This window comes from Mesorhizobium yinganensis, from assembly GCF_040081985.1.
Classification (GTDB): Bacteria; Pseudomonadota; Alphaproteobacteria; order Rhizobiales; family Rhizobiaceae; genus Kumtagia; species Kumtagia yinganensis.
This window is the reverse complement of sequence record NZ_JBEBMH010000002.1, coordinates 496,807-513,869: the sequence shown is the minus strand read 5'-3', so window position 1 is coordinate 513,869 and position 17,063 is coordinate 496,807. Positions and strand designations below refer to the sequence as shown.

Below are 17,063 nucleotides of genomic sequence, written 5' to 3'. Positions count from 1 at the left end.
GCCCCAGATCGAGGCGAGGATGAGGGTTGTTCGGATGACGGTGTCTCGAACCAGACCGAGGACTTGCATCACTCGGCTGCGGTCGGGCCGTCGAAGCCACCGTTTGGGTTTCGGGCCACATAGTCGGCCGACGGCCAGATCACGTCCGAGGAAGATTTTACTCGACCTTGGATAATGTCTTGGACTTCATCTTCACTGAGATGAATCGAAGGGATGTGACGGCTATGGTTCGGCCACCGTCTGGTGGTGAGTATATCCGGGGTTTCTGAGATGATGCCTAGCTCCTGGAGCGTTTCCAGAACCAGGGGCTTGATGTTGACCGGCGGATGGCTGTTGGCCTCGAGACGAGCCAGACGCTCATGGATGCAGGGATCATCGCCGGTGGACGCATCAGCGTCACCCAGGGCGGTCCAGAGAGCTGCTTTCATGGCAGCCGGCTTGTCGTGTGGATTGCGCTCGAGGGCTTTCTCATAGGCCAGCAGCGCCCCGAAGAGCTGTATCTGGGTGACGTGTTGCATGATCGTTCCTTCAGAGGAGCTGGACGTGCCAGTTGGTGTTTTGGTAGCCGCCCTTGGTCGGGCGAATGAGGACCTTGATAGCGCCACAATTGGTCAGCTGATCCAGGAGGTCCCACATATTGCGGTTGATTTTGGTGACTTCCTTGGCCTCTCTCGAGGTGAAGGATGCCTGTCCGATCAGGTCGGCACGCTCATGAAGGAAATCCATCATGAGCTTCTGGTTCTCGCCGTAGATGGCGTTCTTGGTCCTGGTCTTCAGGGGAACCAGGATGCCTGAGACGTCGGTGATCTGCTTGCCGGCTCTGGCTTCAGAGATACAGCCTCGAGGATCTGACAGCGTGTAGCCGGCGCCATAAGTCGTGGTGATCTGGATACCGAACCGGGCTGTCTTCTGGCGAACCCGATGGGCGTAGACCTCGACGGTCTTGGGATCCGGCGGCGTCCTCATCTTGTCGTAGTAGAGAGCGCCTAGGATCTGGTCCCTGTTCCTGGTTCGACCATCGGACAGCAAATTGAGGAGCTTCGCCTCGAGTGTGCTGAGACCGAAAGCCATCTGCAGCTGAGGAATGTCGTCGAAGGCCATAGCCTCGGTGAGATTGTCCACCTGGCTCTGGAGATCGTCGATGTGCTCGATCAGCTGCTCACGGGAAAGGTTCTCGAGCAGCATTATGCAGCCACCTTTTCTTGATAATCGGGAAGAGGTATTCCTAGATAATACCCCTCATTTTGAAGATGGTGCAGGAGCTTACGTACCTGCTTGCGTGCGGAGTGGTTGAGTCGATCGTAATCAGCGACCTCGGCTTCAGTGCTCCCCTCCCAGGGGGACAATGCCGGCAGCATGACCTCGAGAGCTCGGCCGAAGGCACAATCCGGAGGAACGACCAGCATCTCGGTGTCGACCAGGTGCTGGAGCAGATAAAAGGCAATGATGCCTATCTTCCGCGGATCAGGACTTTCGGTCTTTAGATACGGCTGGATGATCTCGTGATGGATCCGCTCGATGCGGCGCAGCAGCGAGAATTCCTTCTTCTTGGGGTACAGACCCACCAGCGGCTCAGCCATGGCCTCGAGCAGCAAGTCCTTGGTCTGCTTGAAGATCTCATAGTCCCTGGCAAACTTCGCATCGCTGGCCACCCTCTGATGGTGACGCTCCCAGGCTTTGGTCCATTCGAGAATGCCTTCGGGACCAGGTGTAGCCGACGGCTCGGCGCAGTTCGCACCGGACAGCAGAACAGCCAGCATGATGTGGACGGGTAGAGATAGCTCCACCCGCATGGTGTCGTTAAGATATGGCATGGATTTTGTTCGGCTATTTTTAAGGATTGCGGGAAGGCTTATTGCCTATTTCAGTCCAAGAAAAAAGCCCCGCATTATTAAAAATGCGGAGCTTGATTTTAGATAACGTGGTTGTGATCGATTATGTCGTCGTCATCACGAAGGACACGGACAAGCCGCTGTGCTTGTGGGTGGCCGTGATGGTCGAGGTGCCGTTGGCGACACCCGTGACGACACCGGCGGCGCTGACCGTCGCCTTGGTCGGATCACTCGAGACCCAGTTGAAATCGTTGTTGTTGGCGTTGACGTTGGCTGGTTGGTACTTGACGACGGCAGCCACCGTTCCTGGATCGGCAGCCGTAACATCAGCCGCGGTCAGGTATTCGGCGTTCATCGCCGGACCATGACGGACGATGCTGATCGCCTGCATATTGGTGATGTTGTAAGGGAACATCGCATTGTCAGCAGGGCTTCCAGCCTCACGCTTGTTCAGGATGTCCCGAACGTGGTGGAAGAGTGCGTGATTGCCTGCATGAGGATGCACCGGATCGTCCGACTCGTTGTGGTCGAAGGTGCCGAGAGACACCGATCCACCCGGAGGACTGTCGGCGCCGAAAGTGAGGTAAGCGGTCTTTCCGTCAGCGCTGATTGCCAGCTCATATGTCGACATGGACTATTTTCCCTGAAAATGAGAGTGACCCACCCTCCAAAATCAGGAAGGTGGGTCACAATACATTATCGGAGATAATCAGGAAAGGGCGTAGTTGCTCTCCCTGATGCGGTTACCAAGGCTCGGATCGATCTTGTTCACCTGGATCGTCTTGCCCAGCAGCTGGCCAACGATGTCGGCCAGCATATTGCTCTCGGCGATCAGCGCCAGCAGCTCGTTGTATTGCCGGCGAAGGTCGTTGCCGTAGTTCGGTAGGCAGCGGAAGCAGTCATGCACAGACATGACCTGGAACGGCTTTTCCGGCAGCGAGGAGAGCAGCCGCTTGATCACGAAGCCGTTGACCAGGCCGATGTTGTCGATGGTCAGGTGATCCAGGATGCGGGCCGACAGGAAACCAGACTGGAGATACCGATCCCAAAGGATCTGCACCATCTTGTCGTCGGCCTTGTGGGTCGAACGTCCTGCGGCGCCGGCGTCGATGAGCTTGTGTAGATACTGGATCCTGGCCGGATCGTAGTTACACCGGCGCAGCATCTCCCGCACCATCATGCCGTCGATCGAGTGGACCATGTTGGCCCCGAGGGACCGGCCTTCCTTGATCGGCATGTTGATGTGGTAGTCCACCTCGAACGGCTCGTTGAGGAAGTGGACGGTCTCCTTGACCTGGCCCATGACCTTGACGATCACATGGAAGTTGTCCGGCATCACCCACTCGTTGGTGAGCTTTGTCGGATCCCAGATCGACAGCATCGTCTTGTTGATTTCTTCCGGGCCGGGAGCGTTCTCGATGATCGTGTCGTAGAAAAGGCTGAGCAGCTCGCCTTCTCCAAACACTCGCTTCGGCACTGCCGTCGAGCAATAGAAGTGCGTCATCAGCGCCTGCTTGCTCTGCTTGCGGTCGATCTTGGCTTCCTCACCGAGCTTACTCACCATCTCATGGTAGATCTGGACGTAAGCATCCTTACGATGACCGACGTCTATGACGTTACAGATGGCGGCAGCCTTCGGATCGCAGGAGAGGGCAGCCAGGATCTGGATCCCAGATGCCGTGGCATCTAGTGAGATCGGATAGCCGGAGACCTTGCCGGCCTTGCACTTCTCCCAGGCAACCAGGCCAGCGTAATAGAGAGCCGGCTCATCGGCCTGTGGCATCAGAGCTTCGAGCTGGTGCTCATTCTGATCGAACCAGGCGAGGCGCTCATCCCAATCCTGCTTGTCCAGGCCGAAGGAATTCGCGATGTCGATCTTCAAATAGTCACGTCCGGAGAACAGCTGCATAGCCATTGTGGTAGCTCCTTCGTTGATGTCGTGGGTTTAGATGCTGTTAATTGCTTCAGTTATTGCAGCCTCTCGGCTTGGCGATTGAAAACGAAACATTTCATTTTCCCCGCCTTTAAGGCGATGTCCGTACAGACTTATTTTCCCGCCGTAACTGCCCCAAGAATAAGACTTACCGTCATTGAAAACAGCGTACCCTCCTGCAGGGCTTCCGTTTCCAACGAAGCGGCTAATCACCTCTAATTTAGTAACTTTCATTGGTCAGGTTTTCCACGCATAACAGCTTCTTCTGCTTTTACGTTACGCTCGGCTTGTCTAACACCATCACGAAAACCCTCTGTATAGTTTTTGTGATCACGATGTCCGACTTGCCAAGGAGGATCAAAGGGCAACCCATCCAAAGCATCTTGAAAGCCTGCTTTGTACCATTTGCTCATGTCTTCCTCCTGGTTCAGGTGTTCTCTAGGATCCAATCGTAGCGATCCCCAGGTGTCTCTAGCGCCATGTACTCAGTGCTGTTGGCGCAGATCAGCAGCGCATCACCATGACAGGGCGCCGGCTTACAGAAGCAGACCAGGTGCTGTCCGATGAGTGGTCGCAGATCCAGATAGGGAAGCTGTCTCGCCTTGTATTTGGCGATCACCTCTTCCCTGGTTCCGTCGAGACCAATCTGATGGTTGTTCCCGTAAGGGGATCCGCGGCCGATGTAGACGGCCTTCTGTGGCGCCGTCCGCCGGTGCTTGTTGTGAACCCTGGGCTTGGCTGGATCACGGGGATTGAAGGACTGGTCGAATAGACGTTCGACAGGCTTGCGGGTGACGATGCCCATTATTTAGCATCCTGTTTGGCGAGCCAGGCGTAGAACTCAGGCCACTCTTCGAGATCACCCTCACGCCAGCAGCGGAGGAATGCCTCACGATCATCCCTCTCCACGTCGAGAGCGTAGTTGATGGCCTGAATGGCGGTGCCGTGATCGCCTATCGGTCGACCAGTGCGAGGGTCAATTGTCATGGGATTATCTCCAAAATAGAACAGCCCCACGAAGGGGCTGTTGATGATCTGGGTATGCGTGCATTCAGTTCCCGCTAACCAAAGGGAAGCGAGAAGTCGATCCGGCGCTTGGGGATGGGTTGTGGCGTCTCGGGCTTAGGGGCAGCGTGGAAAATCATGGTTGCTGTCTCCTGATAATCGACAGGGATTAACCTAGCCGATTATTTTGGAAACCGCCAGCTATTTCCAGGCGTCGTAGGCGCTGAATTCGTCGCCGAATTCGAACTCCTCGATGAGATCGAATTGTTTCAGGTACGTTTCATCAACCGACGAACTATCTTTCTTCTCGACGTATCGGCGTATCGCTTCCTCACGAGAGACGTTGAGGTAGCATTGCTTTACACCAAGCCAGCCGATGACGATCAGCTTGTTTTTCACTGGATCACCTCTCCGTCGGCGAGTTCGATGACGGCCTTAGCGACCGTGGTTTTGGTGAAAACCATATTTAATCTCCGCTTCCTTTCTGGCTGCGACGGCAGCATCAAAGTCGTTGAAACGACCTAGATTTATATGCCGACGCTCGTGTTTGATGCGTGCTGCCCATTTTTGTTTGGCCTTATCCCATACCACGCCGATGTGCCCAGACGTGTTGTTGGAAGGCGTTTTCATATTCATCTGGTTTTGTTGACCAGTCACGTCACGAAGATTTAGAAGACGGTTGTTTAGCGTGTCTCCATCTTCATGATCAACTTGGTCAGCGTCGACATTGTGTTCTCGTTTATAAATCACACGAGACGCACGATAAAATACGTTCTGAATAGCGCCGACACGATAGCCTTTCTTGTCGATTGCTGTAAATGCTGGCATTCCAGCATACCTATTATTCCATGTACTAAATGCGCGTTGACTAGCGAACATGCTTAATGGTCTGAATTTCCATGTCAGTTCGCCAGTCATAGGATCATAGTCGAGCAATGCTCGAAGGGTTTCTTGCGAAGGTAAAACTTTCATGGGGTGCTCACTGCTTTATCTGGGAGTACCCTACTGTATGATTTCACCATCCGCAAGTTCTATTGTGGCTTTATTCCACGCATTACCCTGGTAATTGACGTGATAGCCGCCGCTGTAGGTCCGGCCACGCTTATCGTACCGATGAGTGAGATAGAACTCCCCCTCATTGGTCAAGCCGAGTGTGTCCATCACATCGTGGGCGGTGCGATCGTACTTCTCGAAGGCTTTCACCCGTTTGAGGAAGTCGGCCTTTTCCTCATCAGGCTTCTGCTTGTCGAGGTTTCGCCACTGGTTCTTGACCTTGGTGGCGACGTCCTGGTTGATGCGGTAACGCACCTGGTTCGCCCTATTGAGGTGATCCAGGCAGACGTCTTCCTCATGGTGGTTCTTCTTGAGGATGACCGAACCAGAACCGGTGTAATAGCCGGTGTCCCGGTTGGTCTTGAGCTCTTTTGGCTGGACCACCATCGGCAAGGGGAACTGGTATCGATCCAGGTCTGCCTGCACATCGGGAGTGATGTCGTGGATGATGATGAACTGCCGCTGGACCGGGTTCCAGTCGACCAGATCGTGCTGGGCAGCCAATAGCAGGGCATCGGCCGTCTTCTGACAGTCGCCATCGAAATGGTTGCGCAGGCAGCCTACCAGCGTCGGCAGAGTAGCCCTCTTGTGCAGCACCATCTGAACCAGAAGGCTGAAGCCGAAGTCTGGATCGATGCCCCGTTCTTCCATGTATGGTCGGAATACAGGGCAGTCCTCGAACTCACGGTAGATCCGCGGCATCAGCTGGTTCTTGTGGAACAGCGTTTCGATGTCGATCTGCCGCTCGGCAGGCGTCTTGTTGTCCTCAAGCCTCTCGGCTTGGACGAACTGATCACGCTTGAGCAATTCCATCATGAGATTTCTCCTGATTGAGAGTGCGAAAAACCAAAGAAAAACCGGACAAGGGATGGAGACCCTTGTCCGGTTCTTTTGCAGATCAGAGTGTCAGAACACACTCGTCTCAACGAAAGCGCCTGGACGCTTCGATTTGATTCTGTGCTTGATCATCAGCTCTCGCAGCTTGGGCAGCGAGAAACCTGGTGACAGATAGTTCTCACCCTCGGGTCCGAACCTTACGCCGCCGGTAAGCAATGGTCCGGTGAGCACGTAGGCATCGAGCTTATCGCCATACTCATGCCAATGATTGAGCATGTGTTCGATGGTGCAGATGACCGTGGTTCCATCTGCGAGCTGCAGATTGCGACCAATGAGCATTGAGCATGCGGCCAGTTCCTCGATCGGAACGTAGACCAGGCTGTCGGCCCAAGGGTTCTGGCCGTGCCAGAATGGGCCTTCCAACACCGATGCAGTTGTCGTCATCGTCATGTCCTTCGATTGCTGCCATGGCCAGCTTGTCGCCGAACCAGATGAGGATGAGGGGAAGTGTCTCGGCCGAATAACGGGCCTGGTTCGGCCGGGTGAGACGAGGCTCAGCCATCACCGGCACTTTCGATCACGGCTTTGACAATGGCGCTCTTGGTTGGTTCCTCGAGCATACGGGCTATGTCCTGCTCGACCGTTCCGAGAGCACCTAGCTGTTGAAGTCCGGGATGATCCCAGACACCTTGAATTCGGGCCTCGATCGTCTTCAAAAGAGCAATCGTTCCGAACTCGTATTCGTCCAGGGCCTTCTTCACCTCGTCGGCCGAGATCGCCAGGTTGGGCCATTCGACGGCCATACCGTCTAGGCTCTCGAGGCTGTTGTCGAATTCAGAAAAGCGACCGAACCAATAATTGCTCTGGTTCTCCGCATAGTCCGGAGCTCGACAATTCATCCCTTCGATGTCGGAGAGCAGGCTCTTCACTGCCTTGATAAGGTTTTCCATGGTCAGTCGTCTCCATATTCGTTGATGGCGAGATCCTCGATGATTGCGATCGCCTCCTGCTGACGGTGAGCTTCGTCAGCTTGTTCGGGGTTGGAGACGTCATCGAGAGCGTTTTGTTTTGCCAGATCGATGACAATCTGCAGAGCTTCTGCGATATCCATGGTTCAGTCCTCCTCGATAGGCTCGTCGGCCCAATAGTTGCTGTCGGTTCGGACATCCTCACGAACACCATCCATCTTGGTGGTGTGGCATTTGGCGCATGTCCGGAAGAGCGGGATGTTGCGAGCATCGTAGGCCCATTGGGATGGTAGCCCCGAGCCACATGGGCAGGGTCTCATCTTCTGGCTCATCTGAGTTCGATGCCTCGCAAATAGGCCGCACGCTTCAGCTTGTTGATCTGCTTGAGCATATCGGCAGCAGCTTTCTCCCTTAGGAGAATGTTCTGCCGATCGCTGTTCAGCAGCTGCCGCATCCGGTCCAGAGAACTCTGGAGTGTGTCCGGGTGAGAGCGGGAATAGGGATAGTTTTCGTCCATCAGCTTATTCCCTTTTGGAATTCATCCATCTCGACGAGCAGAACCTTGAGCTCTGCATCACTGGTGGCTTTGCCGAGGTTGAAGATGCGGACGTTATTGTCCATGGCGATGCGTAGGGCCTGAGCTGTGCCGCCTTTGAGCAGGCCGCGGTCGGTCCAACACACGACGAACTTGGATAGCTCGTGATTGCGCTCCCGATCGATGCCCCAGATCTGCCGGACATTGCGGGTGTGGAGAGCCTTGGCGCCTTCTGAGCAGCGATCCCATGCGGGATGTGCCTTGAAGGCTGTCGCAGTCTCCTTGACCGTGAACGGGAAGTTCTTCGGATGCAGCGTAGACTTGGATCCTTCGAACCCAGGCCAGGGCAGATAGATCTCCTTCAAGCGGAGATCTTGCACACCAGCCTCGAATGCCTTGTCAGCGCCAGGAGCGCCACCAGAACGTAGTGTCCAGCCCTCATTGGCCAGATAGCCGGCAATGTGGGTCATCCATTGCAGGATGACGTCAGGGGTCTCCCGGCTGCCGATGCCGGCATATGCACGGTAGCTCATGGAAAGCTCCTAGAGTTTCATCAAAGTGAAAACCTTGGGCACACTGATCTCGCTCATGACGATGCGATTGAGGGCGAATGAACGCCTCTCCTTCTTGTCGTGGCAGTGCCCCGAGATGAACCAACCAGATTGGTAACCGAAGCCAGGATCACGAATGAACTCGAGGGCCTCGAAGTTAATGGTGCGCTCGGCCGTTATGCCGCGGTGATTGAGGTATGTGAAGGTGACGGTCTTGATCATGGTTCACTCCTGCGGAATTGGCGGCATCGGATGACGGATCTGCATGTCGATCAGCTCGAAGCCTGTCGGGACAGGGATCAGCGGAGATCTCTCGACATGCCGGCCTTCAGGTGTCTTCTCGGGCTTGTGGGCGTAGATCACCGGTGACCAGGACTTGTGGTCACGTTCCCAACAGAACCATTTGCTCATGATTTTATTCCTATTTCAAAGCAGAGCGAATTGAAGTTTCGATCGCCTTAGTGAGCTTCTTGTGAGCAGCGTTCCTTTGAGAAGCTGTCAGCAGACCTCGAACCGCCAGGCGAGATATCGCCATGTTGTCCTTGTCGAAATGATCGGCGGTTTCATCTGGGAGAATGGGATGCTGCTCTTTTAAAGGTGGCGCACCCCAACCGAAAATGACCTCATTGTTGGGCATGGTTTTATTCCTAGAAGCCGAGCTTGCTTCGCTCGATGTTGCGGGTGTTCATCTGGTCGATTGTCAAAGGACCTTCGACCAGGTCACAGATCGGCGCCGGCCCCGAGAAGCGATTGATCCCATAGGCGCACATGCGGCAGTAAAAGCCGTAAGTCTGGTTGTTGAACCAAACAGCATCGAGGTCAGCGCAGGCCGTGGTGTTGCATTCGCCGCCGAAAATCTGGCCTTTGTCTCCGTCGTGCTTGGGGTAGCGGGCAGGATGCTTGGCCATCAGTAGCCTCCCATCGGCAGGAACAGGATGAGGATCATGGCGATCAGAGCGAAGCCGATCATCAGTGTCCCGGTGATCTGGTTGCCCATCACCATGAAGGCTTCCTGGGCCGTGTAGGTGCGTCTCGAGCGCATCATGAAGCCACCGAAAGCGAGCATCAGGCATACGATGATGCCGAGCAAAATCAGGACGAATATCTGTCCCATAGGTTTTAGGACCCCCTTAGCCGATTTGCGATTTTGAGGTTGGATAGCTTTTCGCGAGTTAAAACACGAGTCGGATTATGTCCAACTCGTGTCAACTTTTTCGTGATAAACCCTCGACATATTTTGAAGGATTATCTGTCTCGGTATTCCATTAAAATGCGACCAAGCCAGTTCTCACCCTTACCGCAGCATACACCCCAGAACGTGTCGTTCCAGGTGTTGCCTTCGATGAGCTCGATGCCCTTCGTGGCAATGAGTTTGGCTCTCAGGTCTTCATGCTGATCGTATTTCGCCGCGGTCAATTCCCGCATGACGTCGACCCTGATTTCATGCCAGTCAGGCCGCAGCTTGAACTTGCCGCCGGCGATCTTGGCATAGGTGGCCGAGCGTTGGTCCTGGATCTTACGCCAGTCGTCCGGATCCAGGGACTTGGCAGCCTGGTAGGCATGCTCAGTCGATGCAAAGGTTAGCAGACCCACCTGGATCGGCGCCATCCAGAAGTTGGACAGGAAGCGGTAGTTGCCCTGGAACGCATCGATTTTGGGATTTTCACGCATCGGCGCTACCACCACCCGAAGAGCTTGGCCTTGAGATCGACGGCCACTTCAAACAGGATTTTTAAGTCCTGGATCTCTTTTCGATCGAGCTGGTAGTTGAATTCGAATTGCTCTTTGTCCGGGTTCTCTTCCAGGAATTTGCCGATTGCCACCGGCACTTCGCTGTAGTCACCAACGTCCTGTTCTTTGACGTAGAGTGAGACATTGCCGCCGGTAATTTCACCGATGAACGGATCGTAGACCTTTCCACGGAAAGACCCATCGCATCCATTACCGGAGAGCATACCGCCGCAAAGCGAAATCTCTTTCAGGCGATCGTCCGTAATCGGTTCGCCATTCACTTGGAAATAGCTGTCGAGACCCATGATTTTCTCCTGATTATCCATCGGTTTCATAAAAAAGAGGGAGAGCTTGAATGGAGCTCTCCCTCTCTGGTTCACGGTGGATTTACCCACCGGAAGTCATGATAACCTCCTATAAATGTATGTCGATTATCTACTTAATCGACAGCGGTCAAGCGCGAAGCGCAAACCAGAAAAAGAGACTATCGAGACGGAAAAACGGTCAGGAGCATCCCCCGTTTCCGGAGGATACTCCCGCCATTCCTGCCGCCGATTACTCGGCCGGCTGTAGCTCCTGCTTCGGCGCCAGGGACGCCTTGAGGCGGCTGGACAGCGATGCCTTGGCCTGGCCTGCATCGAAGCTCGCGGTGCGATTGGCACCACGCCGGCGAAGCTGGATGACCAGGACGTCGGTGACCACAATGTCACGGGTCTCGCCAGGCTGGATCTCCTTGCAGAGATCGATCAGGCTTTCCCGCAGGCCAGCCTTCAGCTGGTTGATGTCGATCATCCGCTGGTTCGAGGTTGGCCGCTCTTCTGCCGGCTGATCGAGCGGAATGCCGCCGGCCGAGATGAACTCGATATCGCCTTCGGTTCCGACGTATTCGTAGTAGCCGATGTTGGCCCAGAACTCGGCTTCCGGCAGCGGATTGCCGTACTGGTCGACACGCTGTCCGCGGCGAGGAGCATTGCCGCCATTGCGCTGCTGGTGACCGAACAGCGAGCTGCCGGTCTGCTGAGTAGCAGCCTGCGGAGGAGTGGCGACGAAGGTCTGCGTATTGATACCCATGGCTGAAATCCTTTCAGGTGGTAGATGGGTGACAGGTTTGTGGAGCCGGCTCATTCCGAACTCCAACAAGCGCGAAGCGCAAAACCGAAGAAACGACTGGAGATTACTGCCGATCGCAGTCCTCCATTGCGCAGTTGAACACGGTTCTCTGGCGTTCCTTGAGTTCGATCAAGGCGCCAATACCGAAGGCCAGCAAGCCGGCCATTCCAGCGGTGAAGGCATAGTCCAACCAATGCCACTTATTCGGCATAGTCGAGCGCCTGCAGTTCATCGTCGTACTCGTTTTGTTCCAACGAGTAGGCGTCTGCATCGTCGAGCTGCTGGAGCAGCTGGTCGAACTCCCAGTCGCTGAGTGTGAGGGACATTTCAGGCATCGGATTATTCCCTTAATATTATCTCGGATTATCGAGATAAGTTGCGGATTGATCTATCGTCGAAAATAGGGCGAAGCTCCACCCAGTTTCCCGGATGGAGCTCCCTAGTTTCACGAGGGGTTTACGGTCGAGATGGAGTTGAGCGAGGCAAGCGCTGCGTTGAAGCGGGTTGCCCTGTCTTGATTTGCTCCGATCCAAGACTGGATCTGCTCGCCGTGAGTGGCGATCTGCTTGGCCTTGTCCAGCTTGAGCTGCTCCTCGAAGACGAGGGCATCGTAACGCTGGTCGAGCTGCTGCTTACGCCGTGCGTCAGCTATGTAGGACGCTGCATACTCCACGCCATCGCTGAGAGCGCTGACAGTGGTATTGACGGTGCCCAGCACGTTGATGACCGAGGTGCTGGTAGCGGAGATGAGAGATGCCATTGGTGTAGTGCTCCACGTTGACAGGCATGATTGCCAGCAAGCGCGAAGCGCAGTGTGATGATGAGAGTGGGGGGCATGGTGTGGTGGTGTGATGGTTCACACCGGGGGGTAGTTTCAGATTAGGGGGTGTGGAGCCCCCACACACTGCAACATGGAGTAGCTATGACATTTCCCCTACTGCGATTGTCTCTATTAATTCCCCTAAAAATATATAATATATTTTCCCTATAAAGATTATCTCGATTATCTCCCTTATAAGCATTAAAAATCCCCTAAAGGATTATCAAGCCCTTTAGAGGTCATTATCTTTATTAAAGATAGATCGGCTGTATTATATATATTATATTATTTTCCCTTTATATATTATAAAGATATATAAGAGGTATTATTAGTTAATAATACCAAAATTCACCAAAGCATCTATAAGGGGGGAGGGCTGCGACCAGCCCTATCTTTCGATCCAGGGGGTCGTCAAGCCTAAATCGTACCTTGTCCATCGTGAACCAGATCACAGGCTTGTGAGGGACGCCGTGATCAGTGGAAGGTGACCGGCTCACCGACATCTTCGAGCATGATCTCGAAGTACCCGAATTCCGGGCTTCCTGCGATCATGATGAAGGCATCCTCGATCTCGTCGACCTCTTCACCCTCATCGTCCAGGAGCTGGACAATCGGGAGGGTTCTTCCATCAGGCAACACGACCAGGCGCTGTGTCATGTTGATCGCCTCGTACTCGACTATGCCGTCGGGATTATCGTCACTCATTGGCAGAAAATGTCTCTTGATTTATTACCTAAATCAGGTCTAAAACCTGTTCGCGATTATACGCGAGGATTATAAAACTCACATGAAATCATTATCTGAAAATACCGAGACTGCAAGAGAGGTCGTGGTCACCGTTGAGGGATGCACCGTCTCGATCGAGGCTCTTGCTCGCTTGGGCTTCTCTCGCCATCCCAAACCGAGCGGCAATGAGATCAGCCTGACCCGGAGGGTTGGCAGCCTAGAGCAGGACATCACCCTGCTGAAGCAGGAGCTGCTTTCCTCCCTGGCTCGAGCCAGGAATGAGATCCAGGGTCTTCGCCGACACATCGAATACCTGCGGCCGCGGTCGGAGGCCTATGGCGTCATCGCCAAGATGGCCTGCCTGGTCGACGGACCAAGCCATCCCATGACCGAGGATCTGGTCTGGGAGTTCGACCGGAAGATCTCCGAGCTCGAGACAACCGCGGTCAAGGCTGAGATCGACAGGAACTTCACCGGTGCGGCCACCGTCATGGCCGGCACCGATCAGCAAAGGACACCCCTATGAGGATCATCAAGTCGATCGACCTCTCGACCTACGCCGCCTATTTCACGCTCGAGAAGTTCATCCCTTCTGGAACGTATACTGGCGACGAGACAGGCTACATCGTCGAGTATGACGACGGTGGTCGGGAGTGGTTTTTACAGAGCCACTACACACCCTGGATGATACCCAGTGAGGGTATCGTCATTCACACTAGGTCTACACCCGAGAGTGTGGAGCTTGCCGGGGACGGGGCGATCAATCCCTGGGGAGGGCCGCTCTGATGCAGCCTGTCACCGAGAAAGAGCTCATCGACTCGGCCGTCGGTGAGCGAGTGACCTTGGAAAAGGTCGAGGCTTCGATCGCCAGTGAGCATTACTTTACCGCGGCAGATGGAGTTTATGGTCATCGCACCATGGGTCGATGTGACCTCGGACTCCCCGATGCCTACCAAACTGGGCCGGTCCCCAAGGAACTCCGGCTACTGACCTTTTGCGTCCTGGTTCTCCAGAACGGCTACACCGTCCATGGTATCAGCGCTTGCGCCGATCCGAACAACTTCAACCCGGACATTGGCCGGCGCCTGGCAAAGCAGCAAGCCGTGAACCAGATCTGGCCACTGCTCGGGTTCGAGCTCCGCACCAAACTCCACACCCAGCGAGACGAGCCCCTAGAGCGTCAGCCGGCGGCGCAGCCGCAAGGCGCCAACGCGGAAGGGGCGACGTCGAGCGTCCAACGCTACGAGCAGCAATTCCAAAACGTCACTCTCTGCTGAAACGAAAAGAGCCGGCAGCCCAAGGAGGAAGCTGCCGGCTCATGACCCCAAGGCGGAAACCCACAAAACGCCGAGGGGATTAAAAACTGATATTTTCAAACATAATCGACAAATGATTTTCTTTACCGCTTCGCCGAATATGGAGTAGATTAATACCTGAAAAAGATTTTGAGGCAAGTGATAATGTCGTCGGGTTCGCTTTTTAATACGCCACCGCTTTTCCCTTCTGGTTCGGGTAGTTCGAGCTCAGGCACTCCTCCGCAGTCCAACACGCCGCTGACCAATCCGGTCCCAGCTCCTCTGGTTCCTCTGACGATCGATGACGTCAAGCAGGCAGTGCCAGTGCATCTTCGCGCATCGGTCACGCAAGGCATGGCCGACACGCTGAACAACCTCACCACCGATCCGATCGTGGCGAAGGAGATCCGCGACAACTTCCTCGGCTACTCAGGCGTGATGAAGGAAGGCAAGTTCAAGACCGAGGATTACATCCATGCAGTCGCCTACGTCAGCTACAAGCTGATGGGCTACTCCAACGAGGATGCCTACGCCCGGACCTTCCCGGCCCGGTACGCCATGCTCATCTCCAAGGGCACGTCGAAGAAGGACATCTCCTCATATGTGTCGGCTTTCCACCGCGGCAAGCTGGTCAACCTGATCATGGAGCAATCCCTGGTTCCGACCTGGGTGCTGAACCAGGACCTCCACCAGAAGGCACTCAACCATCTCGCAAACCTGATGGTCACGGCCAACTCCGAGAAGGTGCAGGCCGAGGCTGCGATCGGATTGCTGGCTGCGCTGAAGAAGCCGGAGACCAAGAACTTCCAGATCGACCTTGGTCAGACCGAGAGCTCCGGCATGAAGGAGATGAAGGACATGCTCGGCCAGCTCGCCAAGCAGCAGCAGGAGCTGATCCAGGGCGGGACGATGAAGACGATCGACGTGGCTGCCACGCCTCTGATCAACAAGGCGGACGCCACCGATGTCGAGTGAGGAGCTGCTAGACGAGGGCGCCACAAGCAGCGGCCGGCTCGGGATCATCGAAGAGCACATCATCAAGAAGTCGATCGACCAGTGGCTCGACGAGGTCGACTACCACTGGCTCAACGACGGTACGTATGTGCCGACCGAGTTCTCGCTCATCTTCATGAACTTCATCAAGCTGGTGAATGGCAAGGAGGGAGAGAGCCACAAAACGCCGCCTGTCCATCTCAAGATGCTGGACAAGCTCACCAGTCCGGCCGACCAGATCGCCAACCTGTGTTTCCGTGGCGCCGCCAAGACCACGCTCTTCTTCGAATACCTGGTCCTGTTCATCGCGGTGTTCGGGTATCTCCCCGGCTTCGGCGACATCACCGGCATGATCTACGTGTCGGACTCGATGGACAACGGCGTCAAGAGCGCCAGGAAGAACGTCGAGTTCCGCTACTACAACAGCGACTTCCTGCAGGAATGGCTGCCGGCCGACAAAGCAATCATCACCGACAATTACCTCGAGTTCACCAATAAGGACGGCCACCGTCTCGGCTGCAAGATGTTCGGCGCAAAGACCGGCATCCGTGGTACGAAGATCTTCGGTAAACGCCCAGTATTGGCTGTGCTCGACGACCTTGTGTCGGATGAAGACGCCAAGTCCAAGGCTGCGATGCAGTCGATCAAGGACACGGTCTACAAGGGTGTCAACTTCGCTCTGGATCCTACCCGCCGCAAGATCGTCTTCAACGGCACACCGTTCAACACCGAAGACATCATGATCGAGGCGGTCGAGTCCGGCGCCTGGGACGTCAACGTCTGGCCGGTATGCGAACGCTTCCCATGCACCAAGGAGGAATTCCGCGGAGCCTGGGAGGATCGCTTCTCCTACGACTTCATCATGGACCAGTACAGGAAAGCGGTCCTCAACGGTAAGGTCGAGGGCTTCATGCAGGAGCTCATGCTCCGCATCTCCTCCGACGAGGAACGCCTGGTCCAGGATGGCGAGATCGGCGAATACAGCCGCACCGAGCTGCTGCAGCGCAAGCACCAGTACAATTTCTACCTCACCTCCGACCTGGCTGTCTCCGACAAGCAGACCGCCGACTTCTCGGTGCTGTCCATGTGGGCGCACAACGCCAATGGCGATTGGCTCTGGGTCGATGGCATGTGCGAGCGGACCACGACCGACAAGGTGGTCAACGAGCTCTTCCGCCTGGTTCAAACCTACCGGCCGCAGTCCGTCGGTATCGAAGTCTCGGGCCAGCAGCTGGTGTTCCTCAAGTGGCTGCAGGAACAGCAGATCCAGAGGAACGTGTGGTTCAACTTCGCTTCCTCGGAGAACTCCGGCGCCCCTGGCATTCGGCCGATCACCAACAAGCTGACCCGCTTCAACATGGTGGTGCCGCTGTTCAAGGCCGGCAAGATCAAGTTCCCGACCGAACTAAAAACTTCGAAAATCATGTCTTATTTTTACGGACAAATCCGGATGGCTACAAAAAATGGCCTGAAGGGAAAAGACGACTGCCTCGATACGATTTCCATGTTAATGTACCTGAACGCATGGAAGCCCGCCGAGACAGAGATCCGTGAACCTCTGGATCCGATGATCGGGCACAATGGCGGCCCAACGTGGGGGCACGAGATGCTCCACGACCAGCCACATGCCCTCGACCGCTACGTCGTTTGATTAATTCATAATCAGGATTATTA

At 55.1% G+C, this 17,063-nt stretch carries 32 protein-coding genes; 5 read left to right on the top strand and 27 right to left on the bottom strand.

The genetic code is table 11. The annotated features are described in order from the left end of the window. Positions 1 to 68: 68 nt before the first annotated feature. From ABMA59_RS06095 to ABMA59_RS05965, 27 genes are all read right to left on the bottom strand, one after another. Entirely contained in the window at positions 69 to 518 is a 450-nt protein-coding gene (locus ABMA59_RS06095) for a hypothetical protein (RefSeq protein WP_349004413.1), read from the bottom strand. Between the two features lie 10 nt (positions 519 to 528). After that, positions 529 to 1,185, bottom strand: coding sequence for a helix-turn-helix domain-containing protein (locus ABMA59_RS06090; RefSeq protein ID WP_349004412.1), 657 nt, complete (start codon positions 1,183 to 1,185; stop codon positions 529 to 531). Then, positions 1,185 to 1,814: a hypothetical protein gene (locus ABMA59_RS06085; RefSeq protein WP_349004411.1), complete on the bottom strand. Its 630-nt coding sequence runs from the start codon at positions 1,812 to 1,814 to the stop codon at positions 1,185 to 1,187. Before ABMA59_RS06085 ends, ABMA59_RS06090 begins: the two co-directional genes overlap by 1 nt. A 121-nt stretch (positions 1,815 to 1,935) precedes the next feature. Further along, positions 1,936 to 2,463, bottom strand: a complete 528-nt coding sequence (locus ABMA59_RS06080; protein ID WP_349004410.1) for an Ig-like domain-containing protein — start codon at positions 2,461 to 2,463, stop codon at positions 1,936 to 1,938. Positions 2,464 to 2,541: 78 nt separating this feature from the next. After that, positions 2,542 to 3,747: a DNA-directed RNA polymerase gene (locus tag ABMA59_RS06075; protein WP_349004408.1), complete on the bottom strand. Its 1,206-nt coding sequence runs from the start codon at positions 3,745 to 3,747 to the stop codon at positions 2,542 to 2,544. A 30-nt stretch (positions 3,748 to 3,777) separates the two neighbouring features. Continuing rightward, positions 3,778 to 3,999: a hypothetical protein gene (locus tag ABMA59_RS06070; protein ID WP_349004407.1), complete on the bottom strand. Its 222-nt coding sequence runs from the start codon at positions 3,997 to 3,999 to the stop codon at positions 3,778 to 3,780. After that, positions 3,996 to 4,178, bottom strand: coding sequence for a hypothetical protein (locus ABMA59_RS06065; RefSeq protein ID WP_349004406.1), 183 nt, complete (start codon positions 4,176 to 4,178; stop codon positions 3,996 to 3,998). Before ABMA59_RS06065 ends, ABMA59_RS06070 begins: the two co-directional genes overlap by 4 nt. 14 nt (positions 4,179 to 4,192) lie before the next feature. Beyond that, positions 4,193 to 4,570 (bottom strand): DUF4326 domain-containing protein, encoded by a 378-nt coding sequence (locus tag ABMA59_RS06060; protein WP_349004405.1) that lies wholly within the window; start codon positions 4,568 to 4,570, stop codon positions 4,193 to 4,195. Positions 4,571 to 4,971: 401 nt separating this feature from the next. Next, entirely contained in the window at positions 4,972 to 5,169 is a 198-nt protein-coding gene (locus ABMA59_RS06055; protein WP_349004404.1) for a hypothetical protein, read from the bottom strand. A gap of 36 nt (positions 5,170 to 5,205) precedes the next feature. Further along, the gene (locus tag ABMA59_RS06050) at positions 5,206 to 5,742 is read right to left on the bottom strand and encodes an HNH endonuclease (RefSeq protein ID WP_349004403.1); all 537 of its coding nucleotides are present in this window, start codon (positions 5,740 to 5,742) and stop codon (positions 5,206 to 5,208) included. A gap of 30 nt (positions 5,743 to 5,772) precedes the next feature. After that, entirely contained in the window at positions 5,773 to 6,639 is an 867-nt protein-coding gene (locus ABMA59_RS06045) for a hypothetical protein (RefSeq protein WP_349004402.1), read from the bottom strand. A 90-nt stretch (positions 6,640 to 6,729) separates the two neighbouring features. Continuing rightward, entirely contained in the window at positions 6,730 to 7,104 is a 375-nt protein-coding gene (locus tag ABMA59_RS06040; RefSeq protein ID WP_349004401.1) for a hypothetical protein, read from the bottom strand. A gap of 110 nt (positions 7,105 to 7,214) precedes the next feature. Beyond that, positions 7,215 to 7,610, bottom strand: coding sequence for a hypothetical protein (locus ABMA59_RS06035; protein ID WP_349004400.1), 396 nt, complete (start codon positions 7,608 to 7,610; stop codon positions 7,215 to 7,217). A 2-nt stretch (positions 7,611 to 7,612) separates the two neighbouring features. After that, positions 7,613 to 7,771 (bottom strand): hypothetical protein, encoded by a 159-nt coding sequence (locus ABMA59_RS06030; protein WP_349004399.1) that lies wholly within the window; start codon positions 7,769 to 7,771, stop codon positions 7,613 to 7,615. A 185-nt stretch (positions 7,772 to 7,956) separates the two neighbouring features. Continuing rightward, entirely contained in the window at positions 7,957 to 8,145 is a 189-nt protein-coding gene (locus ABMA59_RS06025) for a hypothetical protein (protein ID WP_349004398.1), read from the bottom strand. Beyond that, entirely contained in the window at positions 8,145 to 8,696 is a 552-nt protein-coding gene (locus ABMA59_RS06020; RefSeq protein WP_349004397.1) for a hypothetical protein, read from the bottom strand. The genes ABMA59_RS06025 and ABMA59_RS06020 overlap by 1 nt, the downstream gene beginning before the upstream one ends. A 9-nt stretch (positions 8,697 to 8,705) precedes the next feature. Next, positions 8,706 to 8,936 carry a hypothetical protein gene (locus ABMA59_RS06015; protein ID WP_349004396.1) on the bottom strand — a complete coding sequence of 77 codons (231 nt, stop codon included), beginning with the start codon at positions 8,934 to 8,936 and terminating at the stop codon, positions 8,706 to 8,708. A 3-nt stretch (positions 8,937 to 8,939) separates the two neighbouring features. Beyond that, positions 8,940 to 9,125 carry a hypothetical protein gene (locus ABMA59_RS06010; protein WP_349004395.1) on the bottom strand — a complete coding sequence of 62 codons (186 nt, stop codon included), beginning with the start codon at positions 9,123 to 9,125 and terminating at the stop codon, positions 8,940 to 8,942. A gap of 10 nt (positions 9,126 to 9,135) precedes the next feature. Continuing rightward, the gene (locus ABMA59_RS06005; RefSeq protein ID WP_349004394.1) at positions 9,136 to 9,351 is read right to left on the bottom strand and encodes a hypothetical protein; all 216 of its coding nucleotides are present in this window, start codon (positions 9,349 to 9,351) and stop codon (positions 9,136 to 9,138) included. Positions 9,352 to 9,361: 10 nt separating this feature from the next. Further along, a complete protein-coding gene (locus ABMA59_RS06000) occupies positions 9,362 to 9,622 on the bottom strand; it encodes a hypothetical protein (RefSeq protein WP_349004393.1) in 261 nt (86 codons plus the stop codon). Further along, positions 9,622 to 9,828 carry a hypothetical protein gene (locus tag ABMA59_RS05995; protein WP_349004392.1) on the bottom strand — a complete coding sequence of 69 codons (207 nt, stop codon included), beginning with the start codon at positions 9,826 to 9,828 and terminating at the stop codon, positions 9,622 to 9,624. Before ABMA59_RS05995 ends, ABMA59_RS06000 begins: the two co-directional genes overlap by 1 nt. A 131-nt stretch (positions 9,829 to 9,959) precedes the next feature. Further along, on the bottom strand, positions 9,960 to 10,385 hold the full coding sequence (gene ybiA / locus ABMA59_RS05990; RefSeq protein ID WP_349004391.1) for a riboflavin biosynthesis intermediates N-glycosidase: 426 nt from the start codon (positions 10,383 to 10,385) through the stop codon (positions 9,960 to 9,962). A gap of 5 nt (positions 10,386 to 10,390) precedes the next feature. Beyond that, positions 10,391 to 10,750 (bottom strand): hypothetical protein, encoded by a 360-nt coding sequence (locus tag ABMA59_RS05985; protein WP_349004390.1) that lies wholly within the window; start codon positions 10,748 to 10,750, stop codon positions 10,391 to 10,393. Between the two features lie 250 nt (positions 10,751 to 11,000). After that, on the bottom strand, positions 11,001 to 11,516 hold the full coding sequence (locus tag ABMA59_RS05980; RefSeq protein WP_349004389.1) for a hypothetical protein: 516 nt from the start codon (positions 11,514 to 11,516) through the stop codon (positions 11,001 to 11,003). A 239-nt stretch (positions 11,517 to 11,755) separates the two neighbouring features. Next, positions 11,756 to 11,890, bottom strand: coding sequence for a hypothetical protein (locus ABMA59_RS05975; RefSeq protein WP_349004388.1), 135 nt, complete (start codon positions 11,888 to 11,890; stop codon positions 11,756 to 11,758). Between the two features lie 110 nt (positions 11,891 to 12,000). After that, entirely contained in the window at positions 12,001 to 12,315 is a 315-nt protein-coding gene (locus ABMA59_RS05970; protein ID WP_349004387.1) for a hypothetical protein, read from the bottom strand. 534 nt (positions 12,316 to 12,849) lie between these two features. Next, positions 12,850 to 13,080 (bottom strand): hypothetical protein, encoded by a 231-nt coding sequence (locus tag ABMA59_RS05965; RefSeq protein WP_349004386.1) that lies wholly within the window; start codon positions 13,078 to 13,080, stop codon positions 12,850 to 12,852. Positions 13,081 to 13,204: 124 nt separating this feature from the next. Here ABMA59_RS05965 and ABMA59_RS05960 point away from each other — a divergent pair, with 124 nt between their 5' ends. The 5 genes from ABMA59_RS05960 (at position 13,205) to ABMA59_RS05940 (ending at position 17,040) form a co-directional block, all read left to right on the top strand. Next, positions 13,205 to 13,627: a hypothetical protein gene (locus ABMA59_RS05960; RefSeq protein ID WP_349004385.1), complete on the top strand. Its 423-nt coding sequence runs from the start codon at positions 13,205 to 13,207 to the stop codon at positions 13,625 to 13,627. Next, positions 13,624 to 13,887, top strand: a complete 264-nt coding sequence (locus tag ABMA59_RS05955) for a hypothetical protein (protein WP_349004384.1) — start codon at positions 13,624 to 13,626, stop codon at positions 13,885 to 13,887. Before ABMA59_RS05960 ends, ABMA59_RS05955 begins: the two co-directional genes overlap by 4 nt. Further along, positions 13,887 to 14,378, top strand: a complete 492-nt coding sequence (locus ABMA59_RS05950; protein ID WP_349004383.1) for a Gp49 family protein — start codon at positions 13,887 to 13,889, stop codon at positions 14,376 to 14,378. Before ABMA59_RS05955 ends, ABMA59_RS05950 begins: the two co-directional genes overlap by 1 nt. Positions 14,379 to 14,720: 342 nt before the next feature. Beyond that, complete coding sequence (locus ABMA59_RS05945) at positions 14,721 to 15,371, top strand: hypothetical protein (protein ID WP_349004382.1); 651 nt, start codon at positions 14,721 to 14,723, stop codon at positions 15,369 to 15,371. Then, positions 15,361 to 17,040 carry a hypothetical protein gene (locus ABMA59_RS05940; protein ID WP_349004381.1) on the top strand — a complete coding sequence of 560 codons (1,680 nt, stop codon included), beginning with the start codon at positions 15,361 to 15,363 and terminating at the stop codon, positions 17,038 to 17,040. The genes ABMA59_RS05945 and ABMA59_RS05940 overlap by 11 nt, the downstream gene beginning before the upstream one ends. The last annotated feature ends 23 nt before the right edge of the window (positions 17,041 to 17,063 follow it).

Bases quoted from the DNA above. Each gene is read 5' to 3' on its own strand.
- ABMA59_RS06035 (WP_349004400.1), bottom strand. From the start codon at position 7,610: ATGGAAAACCTTATCAAGGCAGTGAAGAGCCTGCTCTCCGACATCGAA.
- ABMA59_RS06095 (WP_349004413.1), bottom strand. From the start codon at position 518: ATGCAACACGTCACCCAGATACAGCTCTTCGGGGCGCTGCTGGCCTAT.
- ABMA59_RS06015 (WP_349004396.1), bottom strand. From the start codon at position 8,936: ATGATCAAGACCGTCACCTTCACATACCTCAATCACCGCGGCATAACG.
- ABMA59_RS05985 (WP_349004390.1), bottom strand. From the start codon at position 10,750: ATGGGTCTCGACAGCTATTTCCAAGTGAATGGCGAACCGATTACGGAC.
- ybiA (WP_349004391.1), bottom strand. From the start codon at position 10,385: ATGCGTGAAAATCCCAAAATCGATGCGTTCCAGGGCAACTACCGCTTC.
- ABMA59_RS06030 (WP_349004399.1), bottom strand. From the start codon at position 7,771: ATGGATATCGCAGAAGCTCTGCAGATTGTCATCGATCTGGCAAAACAA.
- ABMA59_RS06010 (WP_349004395.1), bottom strand. From the start codon at position 9,125: ATGAGCAAATGGTTCTGTTGGGAACGTGACCACAAGTCCTGGTCACCG.
- ABMA59_RS05975 (WP_349004388.1), bottom strand. From the start codon at position 11,890: ATGCCTGAAATGTCCCTCACACTCAGCGACTGGGAGTTCGACCAGCTG.
- ABMA59_RS06005 (WP_349004394.1), bottom strand. From the start codon at position 9,351: ATGCCCAACAATGAGGTCATTTTCGGTTGGGGTGCGCCACCTTTAAAA.
- ABMA59_RS06080 (WP_349004410.1), bottom strand. From the start codon at position 2,463: ATGTCGACATATGAGCTGGCAATCAGCGCTGACGGAAAGACCGCTTAC.
- ABMA59_RS05950 (WP_349004383.1), top strand. From the start codon at position 13,887: ATGCAGCCTGTCACCGAGAAAGAGCTCATCGACTCGGCCGTCGGTGAG.
- ABMA59_RS06045 (WP_349004402.1), bottom strand. From the start codon at position 6,639: ATGATGGAATTGCTCAAGCGTGATCAGTTCGTCCAAGCCGAGAGGCTT.
- ABMA59_RS05995 (WP_349004392.1), bottom strand. From the start codon at position 9,828: ATGGGACAGATATTCGTCCTGATTTTGCTCGGCATCATCGTATGCCTG.
- ABMA59_RS06000 (WP_349004393.1), bottom strand. From the start codon at position 9,622: ATGGCCAAGCATCCTGCCCGCTACCCCAAGCACGACGGAGACAAAGGC.
- ABMA59_RS05970 (WP_349004387.1), bottom strand. From the start codon at position 12,315: ATGGCATCTCTCATCTCCGCTACCAGCACCTCGGTCATCAACGTGCTG.
- ABMA59_RS05940 (WP_349004381.1), top strand. From the start codon at position 15,361: ATGTCGAGTGAGGAGCTGCTAGACGAGGGCGCCACAAGCAGCGGCCGG.
- ABMA59_RS06040 (WP_349004401.1), bottom strand. From the start codon at position 7,104: ATGACGACAACTGCATCGGTGTTGGAAGGCCCATTCTGGCACGGCCAG.
- ABMA59_RS06085 (WP_349004411.1), bottom strand. From the start codon at position 1,814: ATGCCATATCTTAACGACACCATGCGGGTGGAGCTATCTCTACCCGTC.
- ABMA59_RS06050 (WP_349004403.1), bottom strand. From the start codon at position 5,742: ATGAAAGTTTTACCTTCGCAAGAAACCCTTCGAGCATTGCTCGACTAT.
- ABMA59_RS06020 (WP_349004397.1), bottom strand. From the start codon at position 8,696: ATGAGCTACCGTGCATATGCCGGCATCGGCAGCCGGGAGACCCCTGAC.
- ABMA59_RS06065 (WP_349004406.1), bottom strand. From the start codon at position 4,178: ATGAGCAAATGGTACAAAGCAGGCTTTCAAGATGCTTTGGATGGGTTG.
- ABMA59_RS05980 (WP_349004389.1), bottom strand. From the start codon at position 11,516: ATGGGTATCAATACGCAGACCTTCGTCGCCACTCCTCCGCAGGCTGCT.
- ABMA59_RS05955 (WP_349004384.1), top strand. From the start codon at position 13,624: ATGAGGATCATCAAGTCGATCGACCTCTCGACCTACGCCGCCTATTTC.
- ABMA59_RS06070 (WP_349004407.1), bottom strand. From the start codon at position 3,999: ATGAAAGTTACTAAATTAGAGGTGATTAGCCGCTTCGTTGGAAACGGA.
- ABMA59_RS06060 (WP_349004405.1), bottom strand. From the start codon at position 4,570: ATGGGCATCGTCACCCGCAAGCCTGTCGAACGTCTATTCGACCAGTCC.
- ABMA59_RS06025 (WP_349004398.1), bottom strand. From the start codon at position 8,145: ATGGACGAAAACTATCCCTATTCCCGCTCTCACCCGGACACACTCCAG.
- ABMA59_RS06075 (WP_349004408.1), bottom strand. From the start codon at position 3,747: ATGGCTATGCAGCTGTTCTCCGGACGTGACTATTTGAAGATCGACATC.
- ABMA59_RS06090 (WP_349004412.1), bottom strand. From the start codon at position 1,185: ATGCTGCTCGAGAACCTTTCCCGTGAGCAGCTGATCGAGCACATCGAC.
- ABMA59_RS05965 (WP_349004386.1), bottom strand. From the start codon at position 13,080: ATGAGTGACGATAATCCCGACGGCATAGTCGAGTACGAGGCGATCAAC.